We start from the raw sequence: 25402 nt of genomic DNA, 5'->3' as shown, positions 1-25402 counted from the left end.
GTGGAGCTGGTAGCATGATATACGGCAATATTGAAGGTATTAGGAATTTAATATTGGATAGATTGGAAAGCCTTTATGAAGTAAATATTAGCAGAGAAAATGTTTTTGAAAGTGAACTTTCTTCAGTTTTATGTGAAGTTACAAATAAAATTGGTAGAGAGGTAAGTGCAGCTATTGATAGAAAAGGAAGAGTTATAAGTGTAGCGGTAGGGGACAGTACTACTGTAGAAATGCCGATTATAGATGTAAAAGAAAAAAAGCTTTCTGGTGTTAGGATAATACATACACACCCAAGCGGAGTATCAACACTTTCAGCATTAGATCTTTCGGCTCTTATAAAGCTTAAGTTAGACTGCATTGTGGCACTTTCAGAAATAGATGGTAAATGTGCAGAAGCAAGTATAGGCTTTTGTACTGTAGAAAATGATATATTAACAGCAGAAACGATTGGGCCTCTTTCTGTAGAAGCTGCTATGAATTTTGATTATTTAGACAGGATAAATTATATAGAAAGCATATTAAAACAAAACGAACTTGAGGAAGATGAAAGCGAAAGAGCTATTTTAGTTGGTATTGAAAGCGATGAAAGCTTAGAGGAACTGGGAGAACTTGCAAAAGCTTGTGAAGTTAAGGTAGTACATAAAGTATTGCAAAAGAGGAGTAAGATAGATTCTGCTTTTTATATAGGTAAAGGCAAAGTAGAAGAAATATCAATGCTTAGACAGGCATTAAAAGCCAATGTTATAATTTTTGATGATGAACTTGATGGTTCTCAGGTAAGAAACTTAGAGGATACAACAGGAGCAAAAGTTATAGACAGAACAACATTAATATTAGATATTTTTGCTAGAAGAGCAAGAACAAAAGAAGCTAAAATTCAAGTTGAACTTGCTCAGCTTAAATATAGGCTTCCAAGACTCATGGGACTAGGGACTGTACTTTCAAGAACAGGGGGAGGAATTGGTACTAGAGGTCCAGGTGAGAAAAAGCTGGAAACAGATAGAAGACATATAAGAGAAAGAATCTATGATCTAAACAGTGAGCTTGAAAAAATAAAAAGACATAGAGAAACTCAAAGAGAAAAGAGAACGGAAATACCTAAGGTTTCTTTAGTTGGATATACTAATGCAGGTAAGTCTACTTTAAGGAATAAACTCTGTGAAATAGCAATGCCAAAAGACACAGCGGTAAAAGAAAAGGTATTTGAGGCAGATATGTTATTTGCAACTTTAGATATAACTACAAGAGCAATTGTACTTCCTGATAATAGACTTATAACCTTAACAGATACTGTTGGATTTGTGCGAAAACTGCCGCATGATTTAGTTGAAGCCTTTAAATCTACTTTAGAGGAAGTTGTTTATTCAGATTTGCTTTTACATGTAGTAGATGCTTCATCAAGTACTGCTCTAGAACAAATTAAAGCAGTAGATACAGTGCTTAAAGAACTTGGGGCACATGAAAAGTCAGTTCTAATAGTATTAAATAAAATAGATAAGGCAGAAAAAGAGAATATAGATTTAATAAAGGATACTTATAAGGAAAACAATTATATAGAAATTTCAGCTAAGGAAAACATAAATCTTGATACATTATTAAATGAAGTTTCTAAAGCTCTTCCTTACACATTAATAAAAGCAGAATTTCTAATACCTTACTCTGAGCAATCTGCAGCTGCATATTTGCATAGAAATGCAAATATCGAGAAAGAAGAATATAGAGAAGAAGGAACTTATATAGTTGCTCAAGTGGATGAAGAAGTATATAACAAATGTAAAAAATACATTATACAATAATTTTTATAATAAAAATAGGCTGGAATTCTAGTCTATTTTTATTTTTACAGGTAAAAATATTTACAGATTATAAAAAGGAGGAATATTTATGGAGAAGGTTTGTCCAGTATGTAATAAATTAAGAGGTGAATTTGTTAAATGCAAAGTATGCAGTGCTGTAATGACTGATTATGGGAGAGGTCAGGAAGTTTTTCAGGATGACTATACAGCTAACATGCCTATAAATGATGCTTACGATTATTGTATACATATATTTAAGTGTGAAAGCTGCGGTAATTATGAAAATATAAAAGTTAATAAAATACTTGTATAAATATTAACTATAAAGTATTGTTTTTATATAAACTTATATTATAATAAAATATAAGTTTATATTTAGTGGAGGGGTGCCTATGGAAAGAACTATATTGCAGTATCAGAAGGCTTTCAATAGTGCTGTTGACAGGCTTAAGGCAAATGAAACTGTGCTTGCTGTTATGGTATTTGGTAGCATGGTTACCGGTGACTTATGGGATGAATCGGACATTGACTTGTTTGTAATAATTGATGAAAAAATGACAAGCATAAAAAATATATATATTGAAGAAAAGCAGATTCCTGTGCACATAAAACTTATGAGTAAAAGTAAGTTTATTCAGCTTTATGAAGAAAATTCAAGAGGTGGATTTATGCACCGAATGTTTGCTGCATCAAGACTAGTATTTTCTAAGGATATGGATATAACAGTAAAATATGACGGTGGAAGATATTATCCTGATGTGGATAGAGAGAGATGGAACATGGTTTATCTGGGAAAGGTATTAAAAACTATTGATGTATGCAAAAAGTATCTTGCAAATGACGGTATTTATACTGCATACAGTGCTGCAGTTGAATGTGCTTTAAATTACTCAAAATTATTTATAAATCATTCGGGTTATATGATAAGCAAAGATGCTATGACAATGGCCATGAATTTAAACGACAGCTTTAAAAAATGTGTTGAGGAATTATTTTTCCTAAGCAGTGATAAAGAAAATGCAATAAAAAAAGCTATAAATTATATAGAGAATTCTGTAGATAATGATATAAGAAATGCGGCTTCTATTTTGATAAATTATTTAAGAGAAAAAGGTTGTTTACTAAGTACAGAGGATATAAAAAATGATAAGCTTTTTGAAAGTTATGATATAGCGTTTGAGAGTATCTTAAACAGGTTATGGGAAAAAAATATTATAAAGAAGGACAGCAGAGATTATAAAACAGAAGATGGTAAGGTGTTATTTAAAGAAAATGTATACTTTATATAATTTAAAGCTACTAGTATAAACATATATTTATGCTAGTAGCTTAATTGCTTTATTATTTTATTTAAGGTGGTTTTATGGAAAAATACAAATTAGATTTTTTAAAGGATGAAATACCGAAATATATTCAAATATCAAGACATATTAAAAGGCTTATTGATTTGAATCAAATAGAGGATGGAGAAAAGCTTCCTTCCATCAGAACATTGTCTAAGTTTCTTAATGTAAATAATGATACTATAATAAATGTATACAAAAGGCTTCAAGCGGAAGGTTATGCAGTCTTAAAGCTTGGGAGCGGAACCTATGCAAAAAAAAGAGAAACTAATAGAAATTTTAAAAAGGACTATTCTGATACTTTTAAAAAGCTTTCAGCACAACAGCTGAAACAGTATATTGATTTTACAGGTGAAAATGCCTGTAGCGACTTTTTTCCTATAAATACTTTTAAAAATGTAATTAATGAAGTTTTAGATAGAGATGGAGCTGAAGCACTTGCTTATCAGGAAATGCTAGGGTATAGCGGGTTAAGAGACAGTATAAATAAATATTTCTGGAATGAGAAGTTAGATGTTGAGAATATACTCATAGTTTCTGGAGCACAGCAGGGGATTGATATTGTATCTAAAGCTATGATTAATATAAATGATAATGTTATTGTGGAGAAACCTACCTACAGTGGTGCATTGTCAGTTTTTAAAGGCAGAAGAGCTAACATCTTTGAAATTGACATGGAGGAGGATGGAATTAATTTAAAAGAACTTCGTAATATTTTAAAGAAAAACAAAATAAAATGCTTTTACTTAATGAGTTATTTTCAGAATCCTACAGGGTCAAGCTATAGCTTAGATAAAAAATTACAATTGCTTGAGATGGCAGAAGAATTTGATTTCTATATAATAGAAGACGACTATCTTTCTGAATTAATTTATGATAGGAATATAGATTATAAAAGCTTTAAATCTTTAGATAATAATGATAGAGTTATATATATCAAAAGTTTTTCTAAAATTTTTCTTCCAGGTATAAGAATAGGCTACTTAATCTGTCCTGACAGGTTTAAAGAGCAAATTCAAAGTTCAAAGGTGGATACGGATATATCTACTTCAAGCCTTATGCAGAGAGCACTGCAGCTGTACATAGAAAAAGGCTTTTGGAAGGAGTATATAAAGGATTTAAATGTAATCTATAAAGAGAAGTATGAAATGATGAAAGGCAGCCTAAGTAGTATTTTAGGTGATAAGGTTCAATTTAATTGTCCTGGAGGAGGGCTTAATTTCTATGTAAAAATTGAGGAGCATATTAATATAGACAGCATAAATTTGTTTTATAAATGCAGAGAAAAAGAAGTTTTGATAACTCCAGGAGTGTTGTTTTATAAGAGTTATAAAGATGGAGAAAAATATTTCAGATTAGGATTTTCAAAGGTTAAAAGTGATGAAATATGTAAAGGGATAAATATAATTAACAACATTTTAAAAAGTGAGTGATAATAGTTGTTTAAGGGACTTGTAAAGTATGATTGGAATGATGTAGATAAGTTTCAGGAGGAAGATATAACTTATTTTTTATCTTTAGAAGGAAAGCCAATTGATGCGATATGCAGGATACGAAATTTAAATAAAGAAGAAGTTCAAAGGCATATTATAGAAGGAAAAATAAAATATAGATTTTTGGTAAAAAGTAAAAGTGGAAAAGAGCTTTTTGATATTTTATGCAGCTTGGGAAAGCAGGAAAAACTAGCTGTTCTTAATTCTTTAAGTGAGGAAAATATAAATATATTGGTGAAATATATAAGGTCTGGATATGCTGACATGCTCTCAAAAAGTAAGGAAAATGCTATTTGGATACTGGGAGAATTAGGAAGTTCATCAAATATAGATATACTGATAAAGGCTATGGTTCATAATCATGTAAATATAAGGAGAATGGCAGTTTCCGCTATGGGAAAGATAGGAGATAAGACCTTGGATACTGTACTTATAAGGGCATTGGAGGATGAAAACCCGCAAGTTGTACTTTATGCTATTAAGTCTCTTATAAAAATTAAAAGTGAAAAGGCTTATAGCAAAATAAAAAATATATTAGATACTACTAATAAAGACTATCTTAAAAAAGCTGCTCAAGATTTTTTAGACAGCATAAATAAATAGTTAAAAGTTATCGGGGTGAGTAAATGAGTTATTTTACAATAAAGGATGAAGTAAGCAGTAAGTTTGAAGAAAGAAAATCTATATTTATAGGCCATGCTAAAAGAGTATATAACGAAGAGGAAGCAAAAGCTTTTATTAACAAAATAAGAAATGAACATAAAGAAGCCACTCATAATGTCTATGCTTATGTAATAGGTGAAAATTTTGGAATACAAAGGTACAGTGATGATGGAGAGCCTCAGGGAACTGCAGGTGTTCCAGTACTTGAAGTAATTAAAAAAAATTCAGTTACTGATATAGCAGTAGTAGTTACCAGATATTTTGGTGGAGTTCTTCTAGGAGCTGGAGGCTTGGTTAGAGCATATTCAAAAGGAGCAGCAATGGCAATTAAAGATGCTGGTATAGTTGAAAAGGTTAAAGGGTGCCGTTTAGATATAACAGCAGATTATGATTTGCTCGGTAAGATACAGTATGTTTGTTCTCAAAAATCTTGGTATATTGAAAATGTTGAATATTTCGATAAGGTAAAAATTACAACATACTGTGAAATTAGCAGCATAACTGAAATAAAGAGCAATATAACAGAAACTACGTCAGGAAGAGCAGTTATGAGTACTAGTGAGGAAGGGTACTATTTTAAGCTAGAAAATAGACTATTTAAGGAATGTTAGTACAAAACGTTGTAACTATATAAATTTGTATGATATAATATTTTGTGCGTTTACTTGTTTTTAATTAATAACATATATATGGTTTTGTTAGGAGGAGATTCTTTATGTCAGGACATTCCAAGTGGCATAATATACAAGCAAAAAAAAGCAAGACAGATGCTAAAAGAGGAAAAATATTCACAAAGATAGGTAAAGAGCTTATAATGGCTGCAAAAAGCGGCGGCTCCAATCCAGATGTTAATAGCAAATTAAGAGATGTTATTGCAAAGGCAAAAGCAAATAACATGCCTCAGGATACTATTACAAGAGCGATAAAAAAAGGTGCAGGAGAATTAGAAGGTGCAAATTATGAAGAAATAGTTTATGAAGGTTATGCTCCAGGTGGAGTTGCTGTTATAGTAAATGTACTTACAGATAACAAAAACCGTTCAGCAGGTAATGTAAGACATGCCTTCAGTAAATACGGCGGGAATATGGGGTCTACAGGTTGTGTATCATTTATGTTTCAGAAAAAGGGTGAATTAGTTATAGAAAAAACTGATGAGCTTGATGAAGATGAATTAATGATGATGGCACTAGATGCAGGTGCAGAAGATTTCTCTTCAGAAGATGAGGTTTATGTTGTAACAACAGTTCCAGAAGACTTCGGAACAGTAAGAGAAGCGCTGGAAGCTAACGGAATTAAATTCTTGGAAGCAGATATAAAGATGATACCAGATAATTATACCGTAGTAGATATGGATACAGCTGCAAAGATTCAGAAGATGATAGATGCTCTTGAAGATGACGACGATGTTCAGGACGTTTATCACAATGCAGAGTTTCCAGAAGGATTTGAAGGATAATATATAAAGTTAACACGATTATTGTTGCAAAATAAGAAAACGACAATAATCGTGTTTTTTTATAAAAAATACGAACAAATGTTTACTTTTTGGGGTAATAGCTATATAATATTATTACGAACAAGTGTTCTTTAAATATGATTCTGTATATTAATAATAGGAATTAGTAATAAATATCTTGGAGTACTCATATAAATTTTATATAACCAATGATACAAAAAGGAGATAGATAAAAATGTTAAAGGGTATAGCTATGAACACAAAAGAGTTAAAGGAATTAGTTATTTTTCTTAAGGAACAAGGAATATCACCTACAGTAAAGGAGTTATGTACAAAAAATATATATTTAAGTCAGTATAAAAATAAAAGAGTTTCTTAATTAATTTTATTAATGAAAAATTATATAATTTGTTTATTTTTATTATATATACTAATATGTAAATTAGCTTACAAAATGTCAAGAAATTAATCTTGGCATTTTTTTATTTGTTCAACAATTTCATTAGTAATTTCTTTTAATACAAGATTAACAGTTCCAGGTATGTAAAATCCATGTTTCTTCAATGGAATTATATATTTAACACAATATAAACCTCTTGCCTTGTTTAAAGAATAAGTATTTATTAAATCATTATAACCCTAAAAGATATGTATAGCCAATCATAAAATTAATAGATTTTTGTAAAGTATTTAGACATTATAGATAGATATGTTTAGTATAGAAAACAATAATTATTAGAACAAAGTTATACTCAAGCTTTATAAATTTGCAGAATGTAAAATATAATAATATAATTGAAACGGTAATATATGAGCAGGAGGGAAAGAATTTGATAAAAGCTGTTTTATTTGATTTAGATGGTACTCTTATTGACACTAATGAACTTATAATTCAATCATTTAATTACACATTGAAAAAACATTTAAATTTAGAGGTTGATAGAAACGAACTGGTTATGCATTTTGGAGAGCCTCTTTTAAATACCTTGGAATATTTTGATAAAGATAATGCACATGTTTTAATGCAAACTTATAGAGGATATAATGAAGCAATACATGATGAAGTTGCAAAAGAAATAGTCGGAGCAAAGGAAACTTTAAATGAGTTAAAAGCTTTAGGTGTTAAAGTAGGAATAGTTACTTCTAAAAGGAGAACTCTAGCTGAAAGAGGATTAAACCTTTTTAATTTATTGCATAAAATGGATGTAATTATAACTCCAGAAGATACAACAAAGCATAAGCCAGATGGAGAACCGGTTATTAAAGCTTGCGAAAATTTAGGTATACTTCCAGAAGAAGCTTTAATGGTAGGGGACAGCCATAATGATATTTTATCTGGTAAAAATGCTGGTGCAAAAACTTGTTTAGTTAAGTACACAGTTCTTCCACTACATAAGATAATGGAACATAACCCCGATTATGCTGTTGAAAAGATTGAAGATATTATAAAAATAGTGAGAGAAGTGAATTTTAGGTAATTATGGTCTGAATTTTTAAAAAATTTTAAAAAATTCAAAACAATAGCAGGAAAATTTTGCAATATGCAGAATATAATTATATGTGAAGATAATTACTATATAAATTTATGAGAGGTTTAATTTATTTTAGGAGGATGAGGTGGAGATGAACAAGCTTTATTATTGTAATGAGTGTAAAAGGGTTATAGGAAACAGTGATTGTTGTAGCTTTTGTAACAGCAGTTATGTTAGTGAACTTGTGGTTGGAGTACCAGTTAATGTTATAGGTACTAAACTAAAGGGAAAGGTTCTAAAAATAAAGGATGGTACTGTTAGATTGCTAATACGAGATGAGTCAAATAATAAATTTATAAGAGATTATGAAGGGGAAAAATTGAGAAAAGTATTATAAATAAATAGCCTTTCTTTTAAGACAAAAGGTTTAAAAGAAAGGCTTTCTTACTATTTAGATCAAAGTTTATAAATTGTCTATTCTTTAATTTTATTGTACTTTTTTAATAAATTATGCTTTAATATATCATCTGAATATTCAAGCTGCATTGCAGCATTTTCTTTTTTTAGTTTCAGATATTCATTTTCCACAAGTTTTGTATTAGTTTTTATATCAAAGTAAGAGTTGCTAGGGGCTGAATAGTATACGCTGCCATCAGTAAAGGAGCCATCTCTAAATATTACTGTTCCGTTTTTTGAGTTAAACAAGTCTTTACCTAATACATCATAGCTATCTAACGAGAATAAATTACTTAAAGTAGGATATATATCTATTTGACCGCCAAAAGTTTCATATACGCCTTTGTGCTTATCCTCAGGAAAATGAATAATCATAGGAACCTTTTGAAGCATAGCCCACTTTATTTCATTCATGTCTTCAATACCCATGAATTTAGCTAGTTCATCTTGTTTATCCTTAGAAATGGCACTGTGATCTCCATAAATAACTACTATAGATTCCTGTAATAAACCTTCCTTTTCTAAATTTTCAAGAAAGTTTCCAAGAGCTTCATCAGTATAGTGAACAGCACGAATATAGTCTCCTATCAAAGTGTTTTCATAATCACCCAAAGGAAAATCTCCGTATCCTATTCTATCCTCAAAAGGAAAGTGGCTGCTTAAAGTTATCAAGAAAGTGTAAAAAGGTTTCTGTAGAGATTTAATTTTTTCTAAAGATTGCTCAAAAAATGATTTATCACTAAGACCTAAGCCTATTTTTTCATTAATAATATAATCCTTTTCGTTAAAAAAATTATTAAAACCTAATGATTTATATATTACATCTCTGTTCCAAAAGGTGCTTTTAAAGCCATGTAAAGCAGCAGTGTCATAGCCGTTATTTCTGAGAAGTTCAGGTAAAGCATTATATTCATTACTGGAATATAAATAATAGGCAGCACCAGAAGGAGCGGGATACAAGGAGTTATTAGACATAAATTCAGCGTCTGAGGTACCTCCAGCAGATGTTTGATAGAAAAAGTTATTAAAATAAGCACTTCTTTTTATCCATCTATTTAAATTAGGTGTTATTTCCTTACCATTTATGGTTTTATCAATTACAAACTGCTGAAGAGCTTCTACTTGTATCATTATGAGGTTTTTCCCTTTACTTTCACCAGTTAGGTTTGAGTTTAACGCATTTGAATTGTTTTCCATAAAACTCTTAATAATTATTTCTTTTTCTTCTGTAATGGAAGTATGTCTTGATAGTTCATTTTTTACTATATTATATATGTCTATGCCATGAGCATTTATTATGCCTAATTCTTTAGCTATATAAACTCGATTAAACATAGTACTTATTAATCTTGGCTGGGTTACTGACAAATTATATATATAAATACTATTTAAGAAACATCCAAATAAGAAGGTTGCTGCAAAAGAAATAATTCTGATTTTAAGATTGTTTTCTTTAATATTTCTATACCTTAAAAATTCTTTAATAAATATGAATATTATTAAGTCGCATAAAAATAATAAATCAGATAATTTAAATAAACTTCCTATACTTGATTTAACAGACCCAAGTAAAATACCATTTCTAAGCACAGATAAAGACGGGATATCTTTAAAATATCTGTAGTAATTTAAATCACAAATAAAAACTATACTTAATATTAAATTTAAAATTATTAATATTCTCGGTCTTTTATTTCTCTTAACTAAAAAAAGCAGACTGCATATTATAATAACTGATGCTATTACTGGATAAATTAAGGAATGAATTGAAAAGTAGTTCTCTTGAATTTGCCTCCCGTAAGTAATTGTTTTTATAACAACAGTTACAAAAAACAAAATTATATCTATAATATTTACGATAATATTTTTAAGCTTTTTCATTTTTACCCCCCTGAAAAACAAATCTTGAACTATTAAAGTATAAATCTGATATATGTATAAAGTTAGTCAAAATTATGAACAAATTGTAACGAAATGTTGTGAAAAATTGATACAGTAATTTTAATTGCATATATAGACGGTGCATAAATTGTAATAAATAAATCACATTTATTAAAAAATATTAATATTTACAGAATTAATAGGCTGTAGCATAATAATACGTGTTGGGCTATGAAGAATATGGTGTCTATAAAAGTACGGAGGTAAAAATTTTATGAAAAAAGGAAATGAATATGAAATAGTCATTGAAAAAACTGAGTTCCCAGGGTATGGTATAGGTATCTTAGGTGATAAGAAGATATATGTAAAGAATGCTCTTCCTGGACAAAAAATTCTAGGAAGAATAACAAAGAAAAAGAAAGAATACATTGAAGCTAAAGCACTAGAAATACTTGAGGATGTGGATTATAAAATACCACAGAGCTGTCTTCATTTTGCAGAGTGCGGAGGCTGCTCTCATCAGACTATTAGTTATGAAAAACAGCTTGAATTCAAAAAGGAACAAGTACTTTCTCTTTTGAAAGAAAATGGAATAGATAATTTTGAGTTTTTAGGTATTGAAAAGAGCCCAGAACAATTTGGCTATAGAAATAAAATGGAATTTACTTTTGGAGATTATGAAAAAGGCGGAGAACTTTCATTAGGGATGCATATAAAGGGAAGAACCTTTGGAATAGTTACAGTTGACAATTGCCAAATAGTAGATGAAGATTATAGAAAAATTTTAACTGCCGTTCTTAAATATTTTAGAGAAAAAAGACTTCCTCACTACAGAATATTAAGCCATGAAGGTTATTTAAGAAATTTAGTTATAAGAAAGGCTAAAAATACAGGTGAAATACTTATAAATATTGTTACTTCCTCACAAATGGATTTTGATTTTAGTGAGCTTACGGAGATGTTAAGGACTCTTCCTTACGAAGGTATTCTTGTATCGATATTACACAGTATAAACGATTCATTAGCTGATGTAGTTCAAGCAGATAACATTGAAATTCTTTATGGCAGAGATTATATAACTGAAAAGCTTCTAGGATTGAAATTTAAAATAACTCCTTTTTCTTTTTTCCAGACTAATTCAAAGGGAGCGGAAAAGCTATATAGTATAGTAAGAGACTTTATGGAGGACTCCCAGTCAAAGGTAGTTTTTGATCTTTACTGCGGAACTGGAACTATAGGTCAGATTGTAGCTCCAAAAGCAAAAAAAGTTATCGGTGTAGAGCTTATAGAAGAGGCTGTTGAAGCTGCAAATGAAAATGCAAAACTGAATGGACTAAATAATTGCAAGTTTATAGCAGGAGATGTAGCTAAAGTTATACAAAATCTAAAAGATAAACCAGAAATTATAATACTGGATCCCCCAAGAGCAGGAGTACATCCAATTGCATTAAAATATGTAGTTGATTTTAATGCACCAGATTTGATATATGTATCTTGTAATCCAAAGAGTTTGGTAAATGATTTAAAGGTGCTTAAAGATAATGGATATGTAATTCAGAAAGTTAAGCTAATGGATCTTTTTCCTCACACACCACATGTGGAGTGTGTTGTGAAGATAGAGAAGAAATAGCTTGAAATCAAAGGCTTGGGGCAATTTGCCCCTTTTTTTCATGTGTGTTTTATGTTTCCGTAGACTAACGTTTTGAGGGGATTTGAACCCCCGGGGGTGCACTTTTTGGCAAATATAAATTGAGAGATAGAAATAGAATGGAGAGTTGCTAGAAGGTATGGGAGTTTAGGTATTGTTTTATATAGTTAAAATTTAACATTTGATGGATTGTAAATTTAATCTATATAACAATGCAAAATTAATTTGTTAATGGTTAAAAATTCTATGTTTTAACTTTGTAGTAAAACTTGACATATTGCGTTTAAACGCATAGAATGTAAGTGAAAATCAGTATCTCAGGAGGGGTAACATGAAGGGGATGATTACTGTAGCTGAAATGGCAGAAAAATGGGGTATTTCACCAAGATATGTACAGCATTTATGTAAACAAGGGCGCATTGAAGGTGCAGTTAAGTTTGGAAATACATGGGCTATACCAGAGCATGCTAAGAAGCCGGATAATGTTAAAAGTGCAATGAAATAAGGTAAAAATAATAGGTTTAGATTTTATTAAAAGCTTATAAATTAATAAATAAAACTTGACACAAGAACAGATGTTTGTTTATATTTATACTAAGATTATATTGAATAATAACTTAAAATATGAGACAATATCAGTTTACGGATGTTCGCTTTAAAACAAAGAATACTTATGGTATTATTTAAAGAGAATGTTGCAAGTAAAAGGATTGGAGGTGTATGTCAAGTATGAAGAACTTTACATTTATAGATTTGTTTGCAGGAATTGGCGGTATCAGACTAGGCTTTCAATCAGTAGGTGGAACTTGCATATTTACTAGTGAATGGAATGATTGGGCAAAGAAAACATATCAAGCTAACTTTGGTGACAACCATCCTTTTATTGGAGATATAGTTCCATTCCCTGAAGATGAGATACCTGACCATGATGTATTACTCGCAGGATTTCCATGTCAGCCATTTTCTATAGCTGGAGTATCAAAGAAGAATGCACTTGGTAGACCACATGGATTTGAATGTACTACACAAGGAACTTTATTTTTTGATGTAGCAAGAATTATTGCAGCTAAAAGACCTAAAGCATTTTTGTTAGAAAATGTTAAAAATCTTGTATCACATGATGGTGGGAACACTTTCAAAGTTATAATAGAAACACTTAGGGATGAGTTGGGGTATGATGTTCATTATAAGGTTATAGATGGTCAGAATTGGGTACCACAACATAGAGAGCGTATTATAATTGTTGGATTTAAAAATAAAACAGATTTTTCATGGGATAATTTGGAGATACCAGAGATTAAATTGACCTTAAAAAGTATTTTGCATCCAGAGGATGGAAGTGAGAAACCAGAAGAACCCTATACTGTTGGTGAAAAAGCAAAAGTACATAGCAAATATGTGTTAAGTGATAAACTATGGGCTTATTTACAGGCATATGCAGAAAAGCATAGAGCAAAAGGTAATGGTTTTGGGTATGGATTAGTAACAGAAAATGATGTCGCTCGAACATTGTCAGCAAGATATTATAAAGATGGCTCAGAGATACTAATCTCTAGAGGGAAAGGCAAAAATCCAAGACGATTGACGCCAAGAGAGTGTGCTAGGTTGATGGGATTTCCAGATGATTTTATTATACCTGTTTCTGATACACAAGCATATCGTCAATTTGGGAATTCGGTTGTTGTTCCAGTTATAAAAGCTGTTGCCAAACTTATGCTACCACATATATAATGGAATAAATAAACAATTATATATAGTGAGGGATGGGAATGAAAGCAGGTTATTTATCACAATATTTTACTGGAGTAGCAATTAAAAATCTTAGTGCTGTTGAAGCAGATCCTTATAGTAGCAATCAACATGAATTTAATGGAGTCAGTGGGCTAAAGAGAATTTTTGGGCAACCTCAAGGTAAAGTTAAGTTTAATACAAAGTTTATATATTTAAATGACTATGATGATGAACCTATTACAGCAGATGGCTTTTTAACTTGGTATGATGCAAGAGAAAATAATCCTAAACGGTCAGAATGCAGATTATATTTTCCAACGACACAAGTATCTACATGTGCAGCTGCAGGAGATTTACTTGTTATTGGTTTAAGACCAGATAAATCTGTGTTAGTTATAATTGCTGAAAATGGTTCAACTATTGGAAATCAAATTAGATGGCTATTTGGATTTAGTAATGAAACGCATCCAGGATTTTCGATAAGAGGAGAACTGGAGAGTGAACAAGATAGAATAGCTTTTGCGTCAAGAATAATACTTGAACAAATAGGAATTACTGTTGAAGATAGCGAAGAAACATATTTAGATGATATGATCTCAAGGTTTGGAGAAAAATTTCCATCAACATATGATTTTTCAAGATATGCTCGTTCGACATTAAGGGATATTGAACCATTAGACGATGCAGATGCAGCATTGATAGCGTGGATTGAACGAGAGGAAATATTATTTAGAACTTTTGAAAAACATTTAGTTGGTGAGAGATTGAGAAAAGGATTTGTTGATGATGTTGAAGGTTTTATAGCATTTTCACTTTCTGTACAAAATCGCAGAAAAAGTCGTGTAGGTTATGCATTAGAGAATCATTTAGAACAGATATTTTCTATATATAATATAAATTATTCCCGTACAAAGATTACAGAGAATAAATCTAAGCCTGATTTTATTTTTCCAAGCATAGAAAAATATCATGACAATTCTTTTAATCCTTTGCTACTTACTATGCTTGGAGTAAAGAGTACATGTAAAGATAGATGGAGACAAGTTTTATCAGAGGCTGATAAGATAGAGTATAAGCATCTTTTAACCTTAGAAACTGCTATTAGTGAAAACCAGACAAATGAAATGAGAGAAAGAAATTTACAATTGGTTTTACCAAAGAGTTTACATTCTACATATACTGATGCTCAAAGATCTTGGTTGATTGATGTTGCTACATTTATTGATGTTGTTAAGGAAAGACAAATTAGAGCAGGTATAATTTAAAGTTTAGCTCTAGTATTTGAATCATATATAGATTAAGTGGTAACAATAGAGGTGGGTATTCTTTAAGAGTGCCTATCTTTTCTTATTTTAGCTACATTTCATATCTACTTCTTCTTAATGCAAATTAAAAATGTAAAAAATAAATTCAGCCATTATACAAATGACTAGGTTATTTTATATGATGATGAGCAGTGTTTATGGGTAGAACATTTTTAAATTTTTAATTCTTGACAAGGAATAATATGCCATATTATAATAGTGTTAGCATTAAAGCATACATGCATTTATGAGAGGGATGGTAGATTGATTCAATTGGATTTTAAAACTAAAAATAATGGGACTCCTGTTGTTAAAAGAGCAGAGATAGATGATTTAGCAGAAAGAGTTTTACATGACTATAATTCAAAGATCCTTCAGGAACCTTGCAGTTTAGATGTTGAGCATTTTTCAGAATGTTATGCCGGATTGGAAATGGACTATCAAGATTTGACGCATAATCAATCCATATTAGGAATGACAGTATTTAATGATTGTTATATTCCTGTATATGATGCAGATAATAATAAAGCGAAAAGAATACCAGTAAATGAAGGGACTATATTAATAGACAATAGTCTTTTGAATGAAGAACAATTAAGAAGAGGCCGTTTTACTCATGCACACGAGATAGCACATTGGCTTTTACACAGACATATTTACACAATTAATAAAATGCAGATGACATTATTTGATAGTGAACCCCAAAACGAGCCGGTGATAAAGTGTCGTACAACTGATATTGAAAGTACAGGGAAAAGGCAGCTTGTAACTGATGATGATTGGATTGAATGGCAGGCGGATTATATGGCTTCAGCATTATTGATGCCTAAGAAAATCTTTACAAGATATATAACAGCTAAATTTAAGTCAGCAGGTATGGTGAGAATGTGTTATGAAATGGGAACTGATTTTGAAAAAGATTTATGGGCAGATGTCTTAAGTCGTGAAATTGCAGATACATTTGACGTATCTTTAACAGCTGCAAAGATAAGACTTAAAAATTTGAATTTCATTAAGGAAAAACAGGAATATAAGCAGTTTTCTATTATCTAAGTGTTCAAAATTCAATTTTAAATAAATAATGCTGACAGTGGAAGGAGGTGTATATTATGAGTAGTAAGTTTGGGGATTTTATTGCAGAAAAAAGAAAACAAAAGGATATAAGTCTAAGAAAGATGGCAGATTTGTTAGATATCTCTCCAGCATATTGGAGTGATATTGAAAAAGGGAGAAGAAATCCACCTAATATCAATAAGATGGAGGAAATAGCAAAAATATTAGGGCTAACACAAGAAGAAACAGATTATATGATTGATATAGCATCTGAAGATAGGGATGAAATCCCTATGGACTTACCTGATTATATCAAAGAAAGTGGTTTAGCTAGAACTGCCCTTAGAAAAGCACGTAAAATCGAAAGTGAGGGGAAAAGTGATATTACAGAAAAGGCTTGGCTTGAATTTATTAAAGCCTTAGATGAGAAAGAGTAGAGAGGGGGATACTCATGAATGATTATTTTAAAGGTATGATAGAAGAACAGTTTTACCAACAAATTTTTGATGCTTTACAAGATGAAATAATGAATAACTATTCTGAGTATGACTTAACATTAAGAGCTAGAGATGTAATAGAAGTTTTAGAAGCTGAATTGGATAATATAGAAATATTAAGGGTCAATAACATCAAGCAAGATGATGAAGAAGTAAGTTTTGATATACTTGTTAATTGTGATATAGAAATAGGGGATTATTTTGCTAAAGAAAATATTTCAGAGTCAATACGCCAATGGTTTAAATTAAGCTGCAGTGCAGTATTAGATAATGCTTCATTAAGTGATTTTGTTATAAATGACATAGAAGCTTACAATAAATAAAGGGGATGGGGTTATAATGAATTTGAATAATGATTTAGTTCCCATCATCAGAAAAGGGGATATAGATAAAGAAGCAGCTAAATTTTTGCAAAAATACTATCCGCAAGGTTTGAAAGAACCAATGGCAATACCAGTAGAAGATATTGCAGAGCTTAAAATGGGACTTGAAATAGACTATGTAAATATCGATAGAAACTGCGATATTTTAGGTATGATGATTTTTTCTGATGGATGTGTGGAACTTTATGATAAGGATACTCAGCAAAATATTGCAAGACAATATAAAAAAGGAACTCTTCTAGTTGAAAGCGATCTTTCTGAAATAGCAAATAGAGGCAGAGAAAGGTTTACTGTTACCCATGAAATGGTTCATTGGGACAAGCATCAATTAAGATTTATGACACTGTCCTATAAAGATAAAGCTATGGCAAAAGCCTGCAGATGTCCTAAACAAAAAGCATACAAGCCTAAAACAGCAGATGAGTGGATAGAGTGGCAGGCTGATAACATAGCAGCAGCAATCTTAATGCCAGCAGAAATGTTTAAAATAAAGGCAGAAGAGTTAAGAGGAAAATATTGTAGATTAAAAGGAATTAGTCAATCAATAATAAAAGATTTAATAATTGATGAATTAGCATCCACATTTGAAGTATCAAAACAGGCTGCAGGAATAAGATTAAATACTTTGGGAATTTCAATGTAAAGATGACAGCAGGAGCTATAGCTCGTGTTGTTATTTTAAAATAACATGTTCGCATGTGAGCGTACATAAAACAAATGTGTAAATTTTACGCTTACATTATCTTAATGGTTAAATGCATACAAGTTATAAAAGCAAGGCAAAATTTTTTTAGTTATATGTTCGCTTAAAAGCTGACATGACACGAATAGGAAAAAAATGGAGGTGCCTATGGTATTAGAAGAAGTGAGAGACAAAGGAAAATATAAAAAGCTACTATTTAAAATTCTTATTGAAGAAGATGCTTTCTTAATATCAATAAAATGCAGAGAGCATAAGGAACCTGTTTTAATTGATATTAGTTCAGTTATAAGTCCATATGTGGATAAGACGACAATGGTACGAATTAAAGAAGTCTGTAAGTTTATTTATAAGAAGAAAAGAGAAGAAGCATCTTAAATAATATAAAAATCAAATAAAATCCAATCCCTTGTGAGCTGCTTAGATAGCCGGATTGAAATGTAAATGTGCATTTAAGGATTGTTCTTTAGCACATAACATTTCTCCGGCTATTTTTTATTGCTGCAGAAACTAAAATTTTTTTAAATAAGCAAAAAGTCTGCATATTTAACTTTTATTCTTATATCACAGAGCAAAGGAAAGGGGGGGGAAGCGATGGGACCAAATGAAAGACGCATAGAAATCATAGAAAGATTATGTTATAGAAGGCAAGACACAATGGCTAACTTAGCAAATGAGTTTGGGGTTAGTATTAGAACCATTAAAAATGATATTGATATCCTATCGCTTTCTTACCCGATAGAAACTATTCGAGGACGACATGGTGGAGGTATTAAGATTGCAGATGGTTATAAGTTAAATCAAAAATATTTAAAGCCAGAACAAGTGGAATTATTAAAACGATTAAGTATCATGCTGTCAGGTGACGACCTTGCCGTAATGAATAGCATTATCAAAGACTTTGCTCTAAAAGCATAAGGGTGAAGGAGGTGGAATTTATGACTGATATAAATTTAGTTCTTGCAGAAGAACTGGAAAGACTTGCAGCAGAATATCGAGCAAAAGCAAAGAACCATACAATAAATGATCAAATAAGCATTCAAGATATAAGCATGGTGCTAACAGAGAAAATGAAAAAAGGTAAAATAGCAGAAATTAAAGCACTATTAAGAAAATATGGTGCAGAAAAGCTAATTGAAGTTAAACTTGAAGATTATGCTGATATTTTTGAAGATGCTAAAAAAATATAAGGGAGGAAAAAGTTATGAATGAATTAATTAAAGTAAATTACAGTACAGAAGAACCAACAGTATCAGCAAGAGAACTTCATAAGTTTTTAGAAATAGCAACAGAGTTCAGGCATTGGTTTCCAAGGATGTGTGAATACGGGTTTAAAGAAGGAATAGATTATACCCCGGTCATTTTTGACCACCCTCAAAACCATCAGCCAACAAGGGACTATTGTTTAACAATACCTATGGCAAAAGAAATATGTATGATTCAAAGGACTGAAAAAGGGAAAATGGCTAGGCAGTATTTTCTTTCTATTGAAAAGGCATGGAATACACCTGAAATGGTAATGTCAAGAGCTTTGAAAATGGCGGAGAAACAGATTCAATCTCTAAAATTAGTAAATTCAAGGTTAAACGTTGAAAATGAAATTATGAGACCAAAGGCAGAGTATTTTGATGAACTGGTAGACAGGAATCTGCTTACTAATTTTAGGGATACAGCAAAAGAATTAAAGATAAAGGAAAAGGACTTTATAAAATTTCTAATTGATAATAAATATATTTATCGAGATAAGAAGAGAAATTTAAAACCATATGCTGATAAAAATAACGGTTTGTTTGAAATAAAAGAATCGAAGAATGATAAAACCGGCTGGGTAGGAACACAAACGTTAATTACACCTAAAGGTAGAGAAACATTTAGATTATTAATTAAAGGATTAGTTGATAGAAATGTTGTTTAGGCAGGTGATAAGAATTAAACTTTACCCACATCAAATAGAAGTGCTAAAGAAGACCCAAAACTCAAATCAAGTTGCATATTATTTGGACATGGGGCTTGGCAAGACATTTTTAGGTTCAGAGAAAATGAAACAATTAAATGCACCTTATAATCTTCTTATCTGCCAAAAGTCTAAAATCAAAGATTGGGAAGAACATTTTAAAAACTACTATGACTTAGAAATTATAATTTTCAAGAACCAATCTATAGAGAGCATACCACAAAATAGTGTAATTATTATTAATTATGATTTGGTATGGCGAAGGAAGCAATTACAAAAGCTAAAGGATTTTACATTAATACTTGATGAATCACAGTATATCAAAAATGAAACATCCAACAGGGCAAAATTTATTTTAAGTCTTAATCCTGAAAATGTAATTCTTCTTTCTGGTACTCCAACAGGTGGAAAATATGAGGAACTGTGGTCACAGCTTAGACTTCTTGGATGGAGCATAAGTAAAAAGTCCTTTTATAATCACTACACAATTACAGAAAAGATTGATGTTGGAGGATTTAAAATTCCAGTTGTAAAAGGCTATAAAAATGTTGATAGGTTAAAGGAAAAACTAAAATCCCATGGTGCAGTATTTATGAAAACAGAAGAAGTATTTGACCTGCCGGAGCAGATTGAAACCTTAGTTAGTGTTGCTAATACAGCAGAATATAAAAAGTTTAAAAAAGACAGAGTTATTACAATTGATGGTGAAACTTTAGCAGGAGATACAGCACTTACAAAGTTATTGTATCTAAGGCAGTTAACATCTATTTACAACTCAAATAAACATCAGGTGCTAAAAGATATCTTTGAATCCAGTAATGATAGATTTGTTATCTTCTACAATTTTAAAAGAGAGTTTGAGATTATAAAAAACATATGTTTTAAGATAGATAGACCCATTTCTTATATTAATGGAGATGGAACAAACCTTGAAAATTATGAAAATAAATCAAACAGCATTACTTTGGTTCAGTATCAATCAGGAGCATCTGGAGTTAATTTACAAAAGTCAAATAGAATTATTTATTTCAGCCTTCCGCTATCTAGTGAATTTTGGATGCAGTCAAAAAAGAGAATACACAGGATAGGGCAAAATAGGACCTGCTTTTACTACTATCTTATTACAGAAAACAGCATAGAAGAAAAGATACTTGAAGTACTAAAGGAAAGGCGGGATTTTACAGTAGAGCTATTTGAAAAGGTGATGTTATGACAGAAAAGCAGTTTCAAACTAAAGTTATAAGATATTTAAAATCACTTTCAAAAACATGGTATTTTAAAGTTTTTGGAGGTGGATTCCAAAGAAGTGGTATTCCAGATTTAATCTGCTGTATAAATGGAGTTTTTCTAGCAATTGAGCTGAAAGCAGAAAAAGGAAAACCAACAGAACTTCAAAAGTTAAACATAAAAAACATAAATGCAGCAGGAGGCATTGGAATAATTTTATACCCTAAAGGATTTGAAGAATTTAAAAAACTCACAGAGGAGGTGCTGATGTGCAATTTTCCCACAGCAGAGTTGAATGCTTTGAAAAGTGTAAGTACCAATTCAAACTGCGATATAAAGACAAATTAAGAACAATACCTTCACCAACAGCAGATAATGCTTTAATTGCAGGTTCAGCTTTACATCTTGGGATTGAGGAAGGTATAGAGGCAATGGAGCAATATTATTATAATCAGTATCCGGTTATTACTGATGCTCATGTAAATGAAGTAATTAAGCTTACATCATTAGTAAAAAAGGCTCAGATTGTAATAAATACAATGCTTCATAATAAAGAGCCGACAGAAAAATATGAGTTTAAAATTGATTTTCCAGAATTTATAGGATTTGTAGACTTTATTATTCAAACACAGGATGGAAGTCTTAGCATTTATGACTTTAAATACAGCAATAATATAGAGCATTATCTGGAGTCAAAACAGCTGCACTTATATAGGTATTACTTAGAAAAACTCGGCTTTAAGGTATCGGAAATAGGATTTATTTTTATTCCTAAAACAGCTATAAGGCAAAGGAAGACTGAGGATTTATATCAGTTTAGAAAAAGGCTTCATGAAACTTTAGAAGCTATGGAAGTTAAGGTAATTCAAATTCCATATGATGAATCTAAGGTTCAAGAATTTAAGCTAAGATGCCAGGAGATTATTAATGAAAAAGAATATGAAAAAACACCATCAAGACTTTGTGATTGGTGTGAATATCAAAGTTATTGTGAAGGAGGACAAACATATATGTTATTACCGCAAAATGTTAGGAGAGAACTGCAAATAGACAGGTATCCGGATATGTGGATATATGCTGACAGTTACATTGGAAAATCAACTTTTGTTGATCAGTTCGATGATTTATTATTCTTAAATACTGATGGAAATACAGATAATACCACAAGCCCAGTTTTAAGGATAGCTGATGAAGTAACTTTTGAAGGAAGACTTAAAAAAGTCAAAATGGCTTGGGAAGTATTTTTAGATGTTATTACAGAGCTTGAAAAGAAAGATAACACTTTCAAAAGAGTGTGCATTGATTTAGTTGAGGACTTATATGAACACTGCAGGCTTTATATGTATAACAAGTTAGGAATAGACCATGAGCAGGATGCAGGTTTTGGTAAAGGATGGGATATGGTTAGAACTGAATATTTATCAGCCATAAAAAGACTTAAGAATTTAGGATATCAAATAATTTATATTTCTAAGGAAGTAACTATAGAAATAACACTAAAAAATGGAGCTAAGCTTACAACCATAAAACCTAATATTAATGAAAAAATAGCTAATGTTTTAGCAGGAACAGTAGATTTAACTGTAAGAGCCTTTATGGATGGAGAAGAAAGATACTTGCAGCTTGAAAAGAAAGAAAACATCTTCGGCGGCGGCAGATTTAATTTTAAAGTTCCAAGAGTAAAGCTTGATAAGGATGAATTCATGAAAGTTTTAGAAGATGCTCAGGAAGGTGTAAAAACTTATTCTAAATCAGAAACAGTAGCGGCTGAAGGAGCAGATACTTCTAATAATACAGCAACAGAAGCAGGGGATACAACTGTATCTGAAACAGAAGAACCAGTAAAAAAGAGCAGACGCTCTAGAAAATAATAAATTTTAGGAGGAGATAATAATGGCAACAAAAAATTTATTCGCAAAGTTTGATAAGGAATTTGATATTAAGGGGTTAAAGGAAGATTTAAAAAATGTAGGAACAGGAGAAGGACAATATAAAGATGTACCTCTTGGAACATATGAGGTAAAGATTGAAAAAATGGAACTTGTAGAGTCAAAGACAGGTAAACCTATGTTATCCTGCTGGATGAAAATTTTATCTGGCGAATATCAAAATTCCATATTGTTTATGAACCAAGTTATAAACACAGCTTTCGGACTTCATAATGCTAATGAGTTTTTAAGATCTCTTGAAGCTGGAATAGAAGTAGAGTTTGAAAGTTTTTCACAATACTATGATTTGATACTTGATATCCATGAAGCAATTGACGGCAATTTAGAATATGCAGTAGAGTATGGGGAAACCAACAAAGGATTTAAAACTTTTAAAATTACTGAAGTATTTGAGGTTTAATAGGTATGATTCTATTCTTTGACGCAGAGGTTTTCCTGCAAGATTGGCTCTTCGTCGTAATAGATCCTGTTAATCATCAAAAATATGTCTTTATAAATGATGCTAAGAAATTAGCATCATTTTATGAAGAACATAAAGAACATATCTGGATTGGCTATAACAGCCATCATTATGATCAGTATATTTTAAAAGGTATCCTTTGCGGTTTTGACCCACATAGTATCTCCAGTTTCATTATAGCAGAAAAAAATCAAGGCTGGCAGTATAGTTCTCTATTTCAAAAAATTCAACTTTATGAATTTGATATTATGACAACAACTCACGGTTTAAAAGAACTAGAAGGATTTATGGGAAATGACATAAGAGAAAGCACTGTAAGCTTTTCAATAGATAGAAAGTTAACAGAAGAAGAATTAGAGGAAGTAGTAAAATACTGTACCCATGATGTTGAGCAGACTATAGAAATATTTTTACATCGTAAAGAGGAATTTGATAGTCATATAGCTTTACTTAAAGCTTTTAAACTGCCGCTTAAATATATAAGTAAAACAAAGGCTCAGCTTGCAGCAGTTATTTTAAAAGCAAATAAAATAAATCGCTCTGATGAGTTTAATTTGGATATACCAAGTAATTTAAAAATAAATAAATATAAACAAGTTCTTGATTGGTACAAAAATTCAAGTAATCACAGTTATGATAAATCATTAGAAATAAATATAAGTGGTGTACCGCATGTATTTGCATGGGGTGGGCTTCATGGTGCAAAAGAAAAATATACAGGTGAAGGAATTCTTTTAAATGTAGATGTAGTTTCATTTTACCCGTCTTTGATGATAGAGTATGGATTTTTATCAAGGAATGTAGAAGACCCAACATTTTATAAAGAAATATATAAGGAACGTATAAAGTTAAAGGCTGAAAAGAACCCAATGCAGCAGCCTTATAAAATTGTTCTAAACAGTACCTATGGTGCTATGAAATACAAATACAATAACCTTTATGACCCAAGACAGGCTAATAATGTATGCGTAGCAGGACAGCTTTTACTTTTAGATTTAATAGAAAGGCTAGAACCGCATTGGACTTTAATTCAGTCCAATACTGATGGTTTAATAGGAAAAATAAAAAGGAAATCGGATTTAGATAAAATTAAAGAAATCTGCATGGAGTGGGAAGATAGGACTTATATGAAACTTGATTTTGAAATCTTTAAGAAGATATATCAAAAGGATGTAAATAACTACATCATTATTAAAGAAGACGGCAGTTTTAAATCCAAAGGTGCCTATGTTAAGGAACTAAATAGTATTGATAATGACCTGCCTATAATAAACTTAGCTTTAAAGAAATATTTTATAGACTGTTTTCCAGTTGAAAAAACTATAACGGAATGTAAGGAGCTTTTAATGTTTCAAAAGGTTGTAAAGCTTACTTATAAATATTCTCATGCTCTTTATGGGGATAAACCATTAGCAGAAAAAACTTTAAGAGTTTTTGCATCAAAGAATGAGGAGGATAAAGGGGTATTTAAAGTAAAGCCTAATGGCAGAGTTGAAAAAATAGCAAATACACCTGATAGATGTTTTATAGTAAATGACAGTGTTATAGAAAAAAGAGTCCCAAGACGCCTTGATAAAGAGTGGTATATAAATTTAGCAAAGAAAAGAATTGAAGATTTTGTTGGTGAAATCAGATAAAAAATTATAGGAATTTGGGAAGTTACTACCCAAAAGGGGTTATTTTAAAACAATTTAATACTAATTTTAAGATGATTTTTAGTAATAAAACTATATATTTTGATGGCTAAACAACCCAAAATATATACGAAAATGGGAAGAAAAATTATATTTTTACTATGTATTTCTTACCAAAAGGTGGTGAAAAATTATAAACATTTTTAAGGGATATATTCCTTTAAAAGGTAAAAAACCTTTAGAGGAATATAAAGATAGAAATAAATTTTATTGTTATGACTATATAAGAAAAACAGGTAAAG

The 25402-nt window shown here is 30.7% G+C and carries 28 protein-coding genes; 27 read left to right on the top strand and 1 reads right to left on the bottom strand.

Features of this window, described 5'->3' with window-relative positions:
* Positions 1-14 precede the first annotated feature (14 nt).
* The 10 genes from hflX (at position 15) to M2651_RS07600 (ending at position 8620) form a co-directional block, all read left to right on the top strand.
* A complete protein-coding gene (gene hflX, locus M2651_RS07645) occupies positions 15-1796 on the top strand; it encodes a GTPase HflX (RefSeq protein ID WP_252131751.1) in 1782 nt (593 codons plus the stop codon).
* Positions 1797-1884: 88 nt separating this feature from the next.
* Entirely contained in the window at positions 1885-2109 is a 225-nt protein-coding gene (locus tag M2651_RS07640) for a hypothetical protein (protein ID WP_252131750.1), read from the top strand.
* A gap of 79 nt (positions 2110-2188) precedes the next feature.
* Positions 2189-3085: a nucleotidyltransferase domain-containing protein gene (locus tag M2651_RS07635; RefSeq protein WP_252131749.1), complete on the top strand. Its 897-nt coding sequence runs from the start codon at positions 2189-2191 to the stop codon at positions 3083-3085.
* A 74-nt stretch (positions 3086-3159) separates the two neighbouring features.
* Complete coding sequence (pdxR, locus tag M2651_RS07630) at positions 3160-4572, top strand: MocR-like pyridoxine biosynthesis transcription factor PdxR (RefSeq protein ID WP_252131748.1); 1413 nt, start codon at positions 3160-3162, stop codon at positions 4570-4572.
* A gap of 6 nt (positions 4573-4578) precedes the next feature.
* Positions 4579-5235 carry a HEAT repeat domain-containing protein gene (locus M2651_RS07625; RefSeq protein WP_252131747.1) on the top strand — a complete coding sequence of 219 codons (657 nt, stop codon included), beginning with the start codon at positions 4579-4581 and terminating at the stop codon, positions 5233-5235.
* Positions 5236-5258: 23 nt separating this feature from the next.
* The gene (locus M2651_RS07620; RefSeq protein WP_252131746.1) at positions 5259-5906 is read left to right on the top strand and encodes a YigZ family protein; all 648 of its coding nucleotides are present in this window, start codon (positions 5259-5261) and stop codon (positions 5904-5906) included.
* Positions 5907-6010: 104 nt separating this feature from the next.
* Positions 6011-6751, top strand: coding sequence for a YebC/PmpR family DNA-binding transcriptional regulator (locus M2651_RS07615; RefSeq protein WP_252131745.1), 741 nt, complete (start codon positions 6011-6013; stop codon positions 6749-6751).
* Positions 6752-6986: 235 nt separating this feature from the next.
* Positions 6987-7130 carry a hypothetical protein gene (locus tag M2651_RS07610; RefSeq protein WP_252131744.1) on the top strand — a complete coding sequence of 48 codons (144 nt, stop codon included), beginning with the start codon at positions 6987-6989 and terminating at the stop codon, positions 7128-7130.
* 451 nt (positions 7131-7581) lie between these two features.
* A complete protein-coding gene (gene ppaX, locus M2651_RS07605; RefSeq protein ID WP_252131743.1) occupies positions 7582-8229 on the top strand; it encodes a pyrophosphatase PpaX in 648 nt (215 codons plus the stop codon).
* Positions 8230-8374: 145 nt separating this feature from the next.
* Positions 8375-8620 carry a hypothetical protein gene (locus M2651_RS07600; RefSeq protein ID WP_252131742.1) on the top strand — a complete coding sequence of 82 codons (246 nt, stop codon included), beginning with the start codon at positions 8375-8377 and terminating at the stop codon, positions 8618-8620.
* A 77-nt stretch (positions 8621-8697) separates the two neighbouring features.
* Here M2651_RS07600 and M2651_RS07595 read toward each other — a convergent pair whose 3' ends face one another.
* Positions 8698-10560: an LTA synthase family protein gene (locus tag M2651_RS07595; RefSeq protein WP_252131741.1), complete on the bottom strand. Its 1863-nt coding sequence runs from the start codon at positions 10558-10560 to the stop codon at positions 8698-8700.
* 274 nt (positions 10561-10834) lie between these two features.
* Between M2651_RS07595 and rlmD the strand changes: the two genes are divergently transcribed.
* The 17 genes from rlmD (at position 10835) to M2651_RS07510 (ending at position 25103) form a co-directional block, all read left to right on the top strand.
* Positions 10835-12190 (top strand): 23S rRNA (uracil(1939)-C(5))-methyltransferase RlmD, encoded by a 1356-nt coding sequence (rlmD, locus tag M2651_RS07590; RefSeq protein ID WP_252131740.1) that lies wholly within the window; start codon positions 10835-10837, stop codon positions 12188-12190.
* A 349-nt stretch (positions 12191-12539) separates the two neighbouring features.
* A complete protein-coding gene (locus tag M2651_RS07585; RefSeq protein ID WP_252131739.1) occupies positions 12540-12713 on the top strand; it encodes a helix-turn-helix domain-containing protein in 174 nt (57 codons plus the stop codon).
* A gap of 224 nt (positions 12714-12937) precedes the next feature.
* The gene (gene dcm / locus M2651_RS07580) at positions 12938-13939 is read left to right on the top strand and encodes a DNA (cytosine-5-)-methyltransferase (RefSeq protein ID WP_286207955.1); all 1002 of its coding nucleotides are present in this window, start codon (positions 12938-12940) and stop codon (positions 13937-13939) included.
* A gap of 38 nt (positions 13940-13977) precedes the next feature.
* The gene (locus M2651_RS07575; RefSeq protein ID WP_252131738.1) at positions 13978-15204 is read left to right on the top strand and encodes a type II restriction endonuclease; all 1227 of its coding nucleotides are present in this window, start codon (positions 13978-13980) and stop codon (positions 15202-15204) included.
* Between the two features lie 303 nt (positions 15205-15507).
* Positions 15508-16296, top strand: a complete 789-nt coding sequence (locus tag M2651_RS07570) for an ImmA/IrrE family metallo-endopeptidase (protein WP_252131737.1) — start codon at positions 15508-15510, stop codon at positions 16294-16296.
* A 56-nt stretch (positions 16297-16352) separates the two neighbouring features.
* Positions 16353-16733 (top strand): helix-turn-helix domain-containing protein, encoded by a 381-nt coding sequence (locus tag M2651_RS07565; RefSeq protein ID WP_252131736.1) that lies wholly within the window; start codon positions 16353-16355, stop codon positions 16731-16733.
* 14 nt (positions 16734-16747) lie between these two features.
* Positions 16748-17116: a hypothetical protein gene (locus M2651_RS07560; RefSeq protein WP_252131735.1), complete on the top strand. Its 369-nt coding sequence runs from the start codon at positions 16748-16750 to the stop codon at positions 17114-17116.
* A gap of 16 nt (positions 17117-17132) precedes the next feature.
* Entirely contained in the window at positions 17133-17819 is a 687-nt protein-coding gene (locus M2651_RS07555; RefSeq protein WP_252131734.1) for an ImmA/IrrE family metallo-endopeptidase, read from the top strand.
* 207 nt (positions 17820-18026) lie between these two features.
* Positions 18027-18254 (top strand): hypothetical protein, encoded by a 228-nt coding sequence (locus tag M2651_RS07550; RefSeq protein ID WP_252131733.1) that lies wholly within the window; start codon positions 18027-18029, stop codon positions 18252-18254.
* Positions 18255-18470: 216 nt separating this feature from the next.
* Positions 18471-18794: an HTH domain-containing protein gene (locus tag M2651_RS07545; protein WP_216433331.1), complete on the top strand. Its 324-nt coding sequence runs from the start codon at positions 18471-18473 to the stop codon at positions 18792-18794.
* A gap of 20 nt (positions 18795-18814) precedes the next feature.
* On the top strand, positions 18815-19066 hold the full coding sequence (locus M2651_RS07540) for a hypothetical protein (RefSeq protein WP_252131732.1): 252 nt from the start codon (positions 18815-18817) through the stop codon (positions 19064-19066).
* Between the two features lie 14 nt (positions 19067-19080).
* Positions 19081-19791 (top strand): antA/AntB antirepressor family protein, encoded by a 711-nt coding sequence (locus M2651_RS07535; RefSeq protein ID WP_252131731.1) that lies wholly within the window; start codon positions 19081-19083, stop codon positions 19789-19791.
* Between the two features lie 4 nt (positions 19792-19795).
* A complete protein-coding gene (locus M2651_RS07530) occupies positions 19796-21043 on the top strand; it encodes a DEAD/DEAH box helicase (RefSeq protein ID WP_350338293.1) in 1248 nt (415 codons plus the stop codon).
* Positions 21040-21405 carry a VRR-NUC domain-containing protein gene (locus M2651_RS07525; RefSeq protein WP_252131730.1) on the top strand — a complete coding sequence of 122 codons (366 nt, stop codon included), beginning with the start codon at positions 21040-21042 and terminating at the stop codon, positions 21403-21405. Before M2651_RS07530 ends, M2651_RS07525 begins: the two co-directional genes overlap by 4 nt.
* Positions 21327-22928, top strand: coding sequence for an AAA family ATPase (locus M2651_RS07520; protein ID WP_252131729.1), 1602 nt, complete (start codon positions 21327-21329; stop codon positions 22926-22928). Before M2651_RS07525 ends, M2651_RS07520 begins: the two co-directional genes overlap by 79 nt.
* Before the next feature lie 22 nt (positions 22929-22950).
* Positions 22951-23406 (top strand): DUF669 domain-containing protein, encoded by a 456-nt coding sequence (locus M2651_RS07515; protein ID WP_078682710.1) that lies wholly within the window; start codon positions 22951-22953, stop codon positions 23404-23406.
* 5 nt (positions 23407-23411) lie between these two features.
* Positions 23412-25103, top strand: a complete 1692-nt coding sequence (locus tag M2651_RS07510; RefSeq protein WP_252131728.1) for a hypothetical protein — start codon at positions 23412-23414, stop codon at positions 25101-25103.
* The last annotated feature ends 299 nt before the right edge of the window (positions 25104-25402 follow it).

The sequence above is a fragment of the Clostridium caldaquaticum genome (assembly GCF_023806125.1).
In the GTDB taxonomy this organism is placed as follows: Bacteria; Bacillota; Clostridia; order Clostridiales; family Clostridiaceae; genus Clostridium_AT; species Clostridium_AT caldaquaticum.
This window is presented reverse-complemented; position numbering and strand designations above follow the sequence as displayed.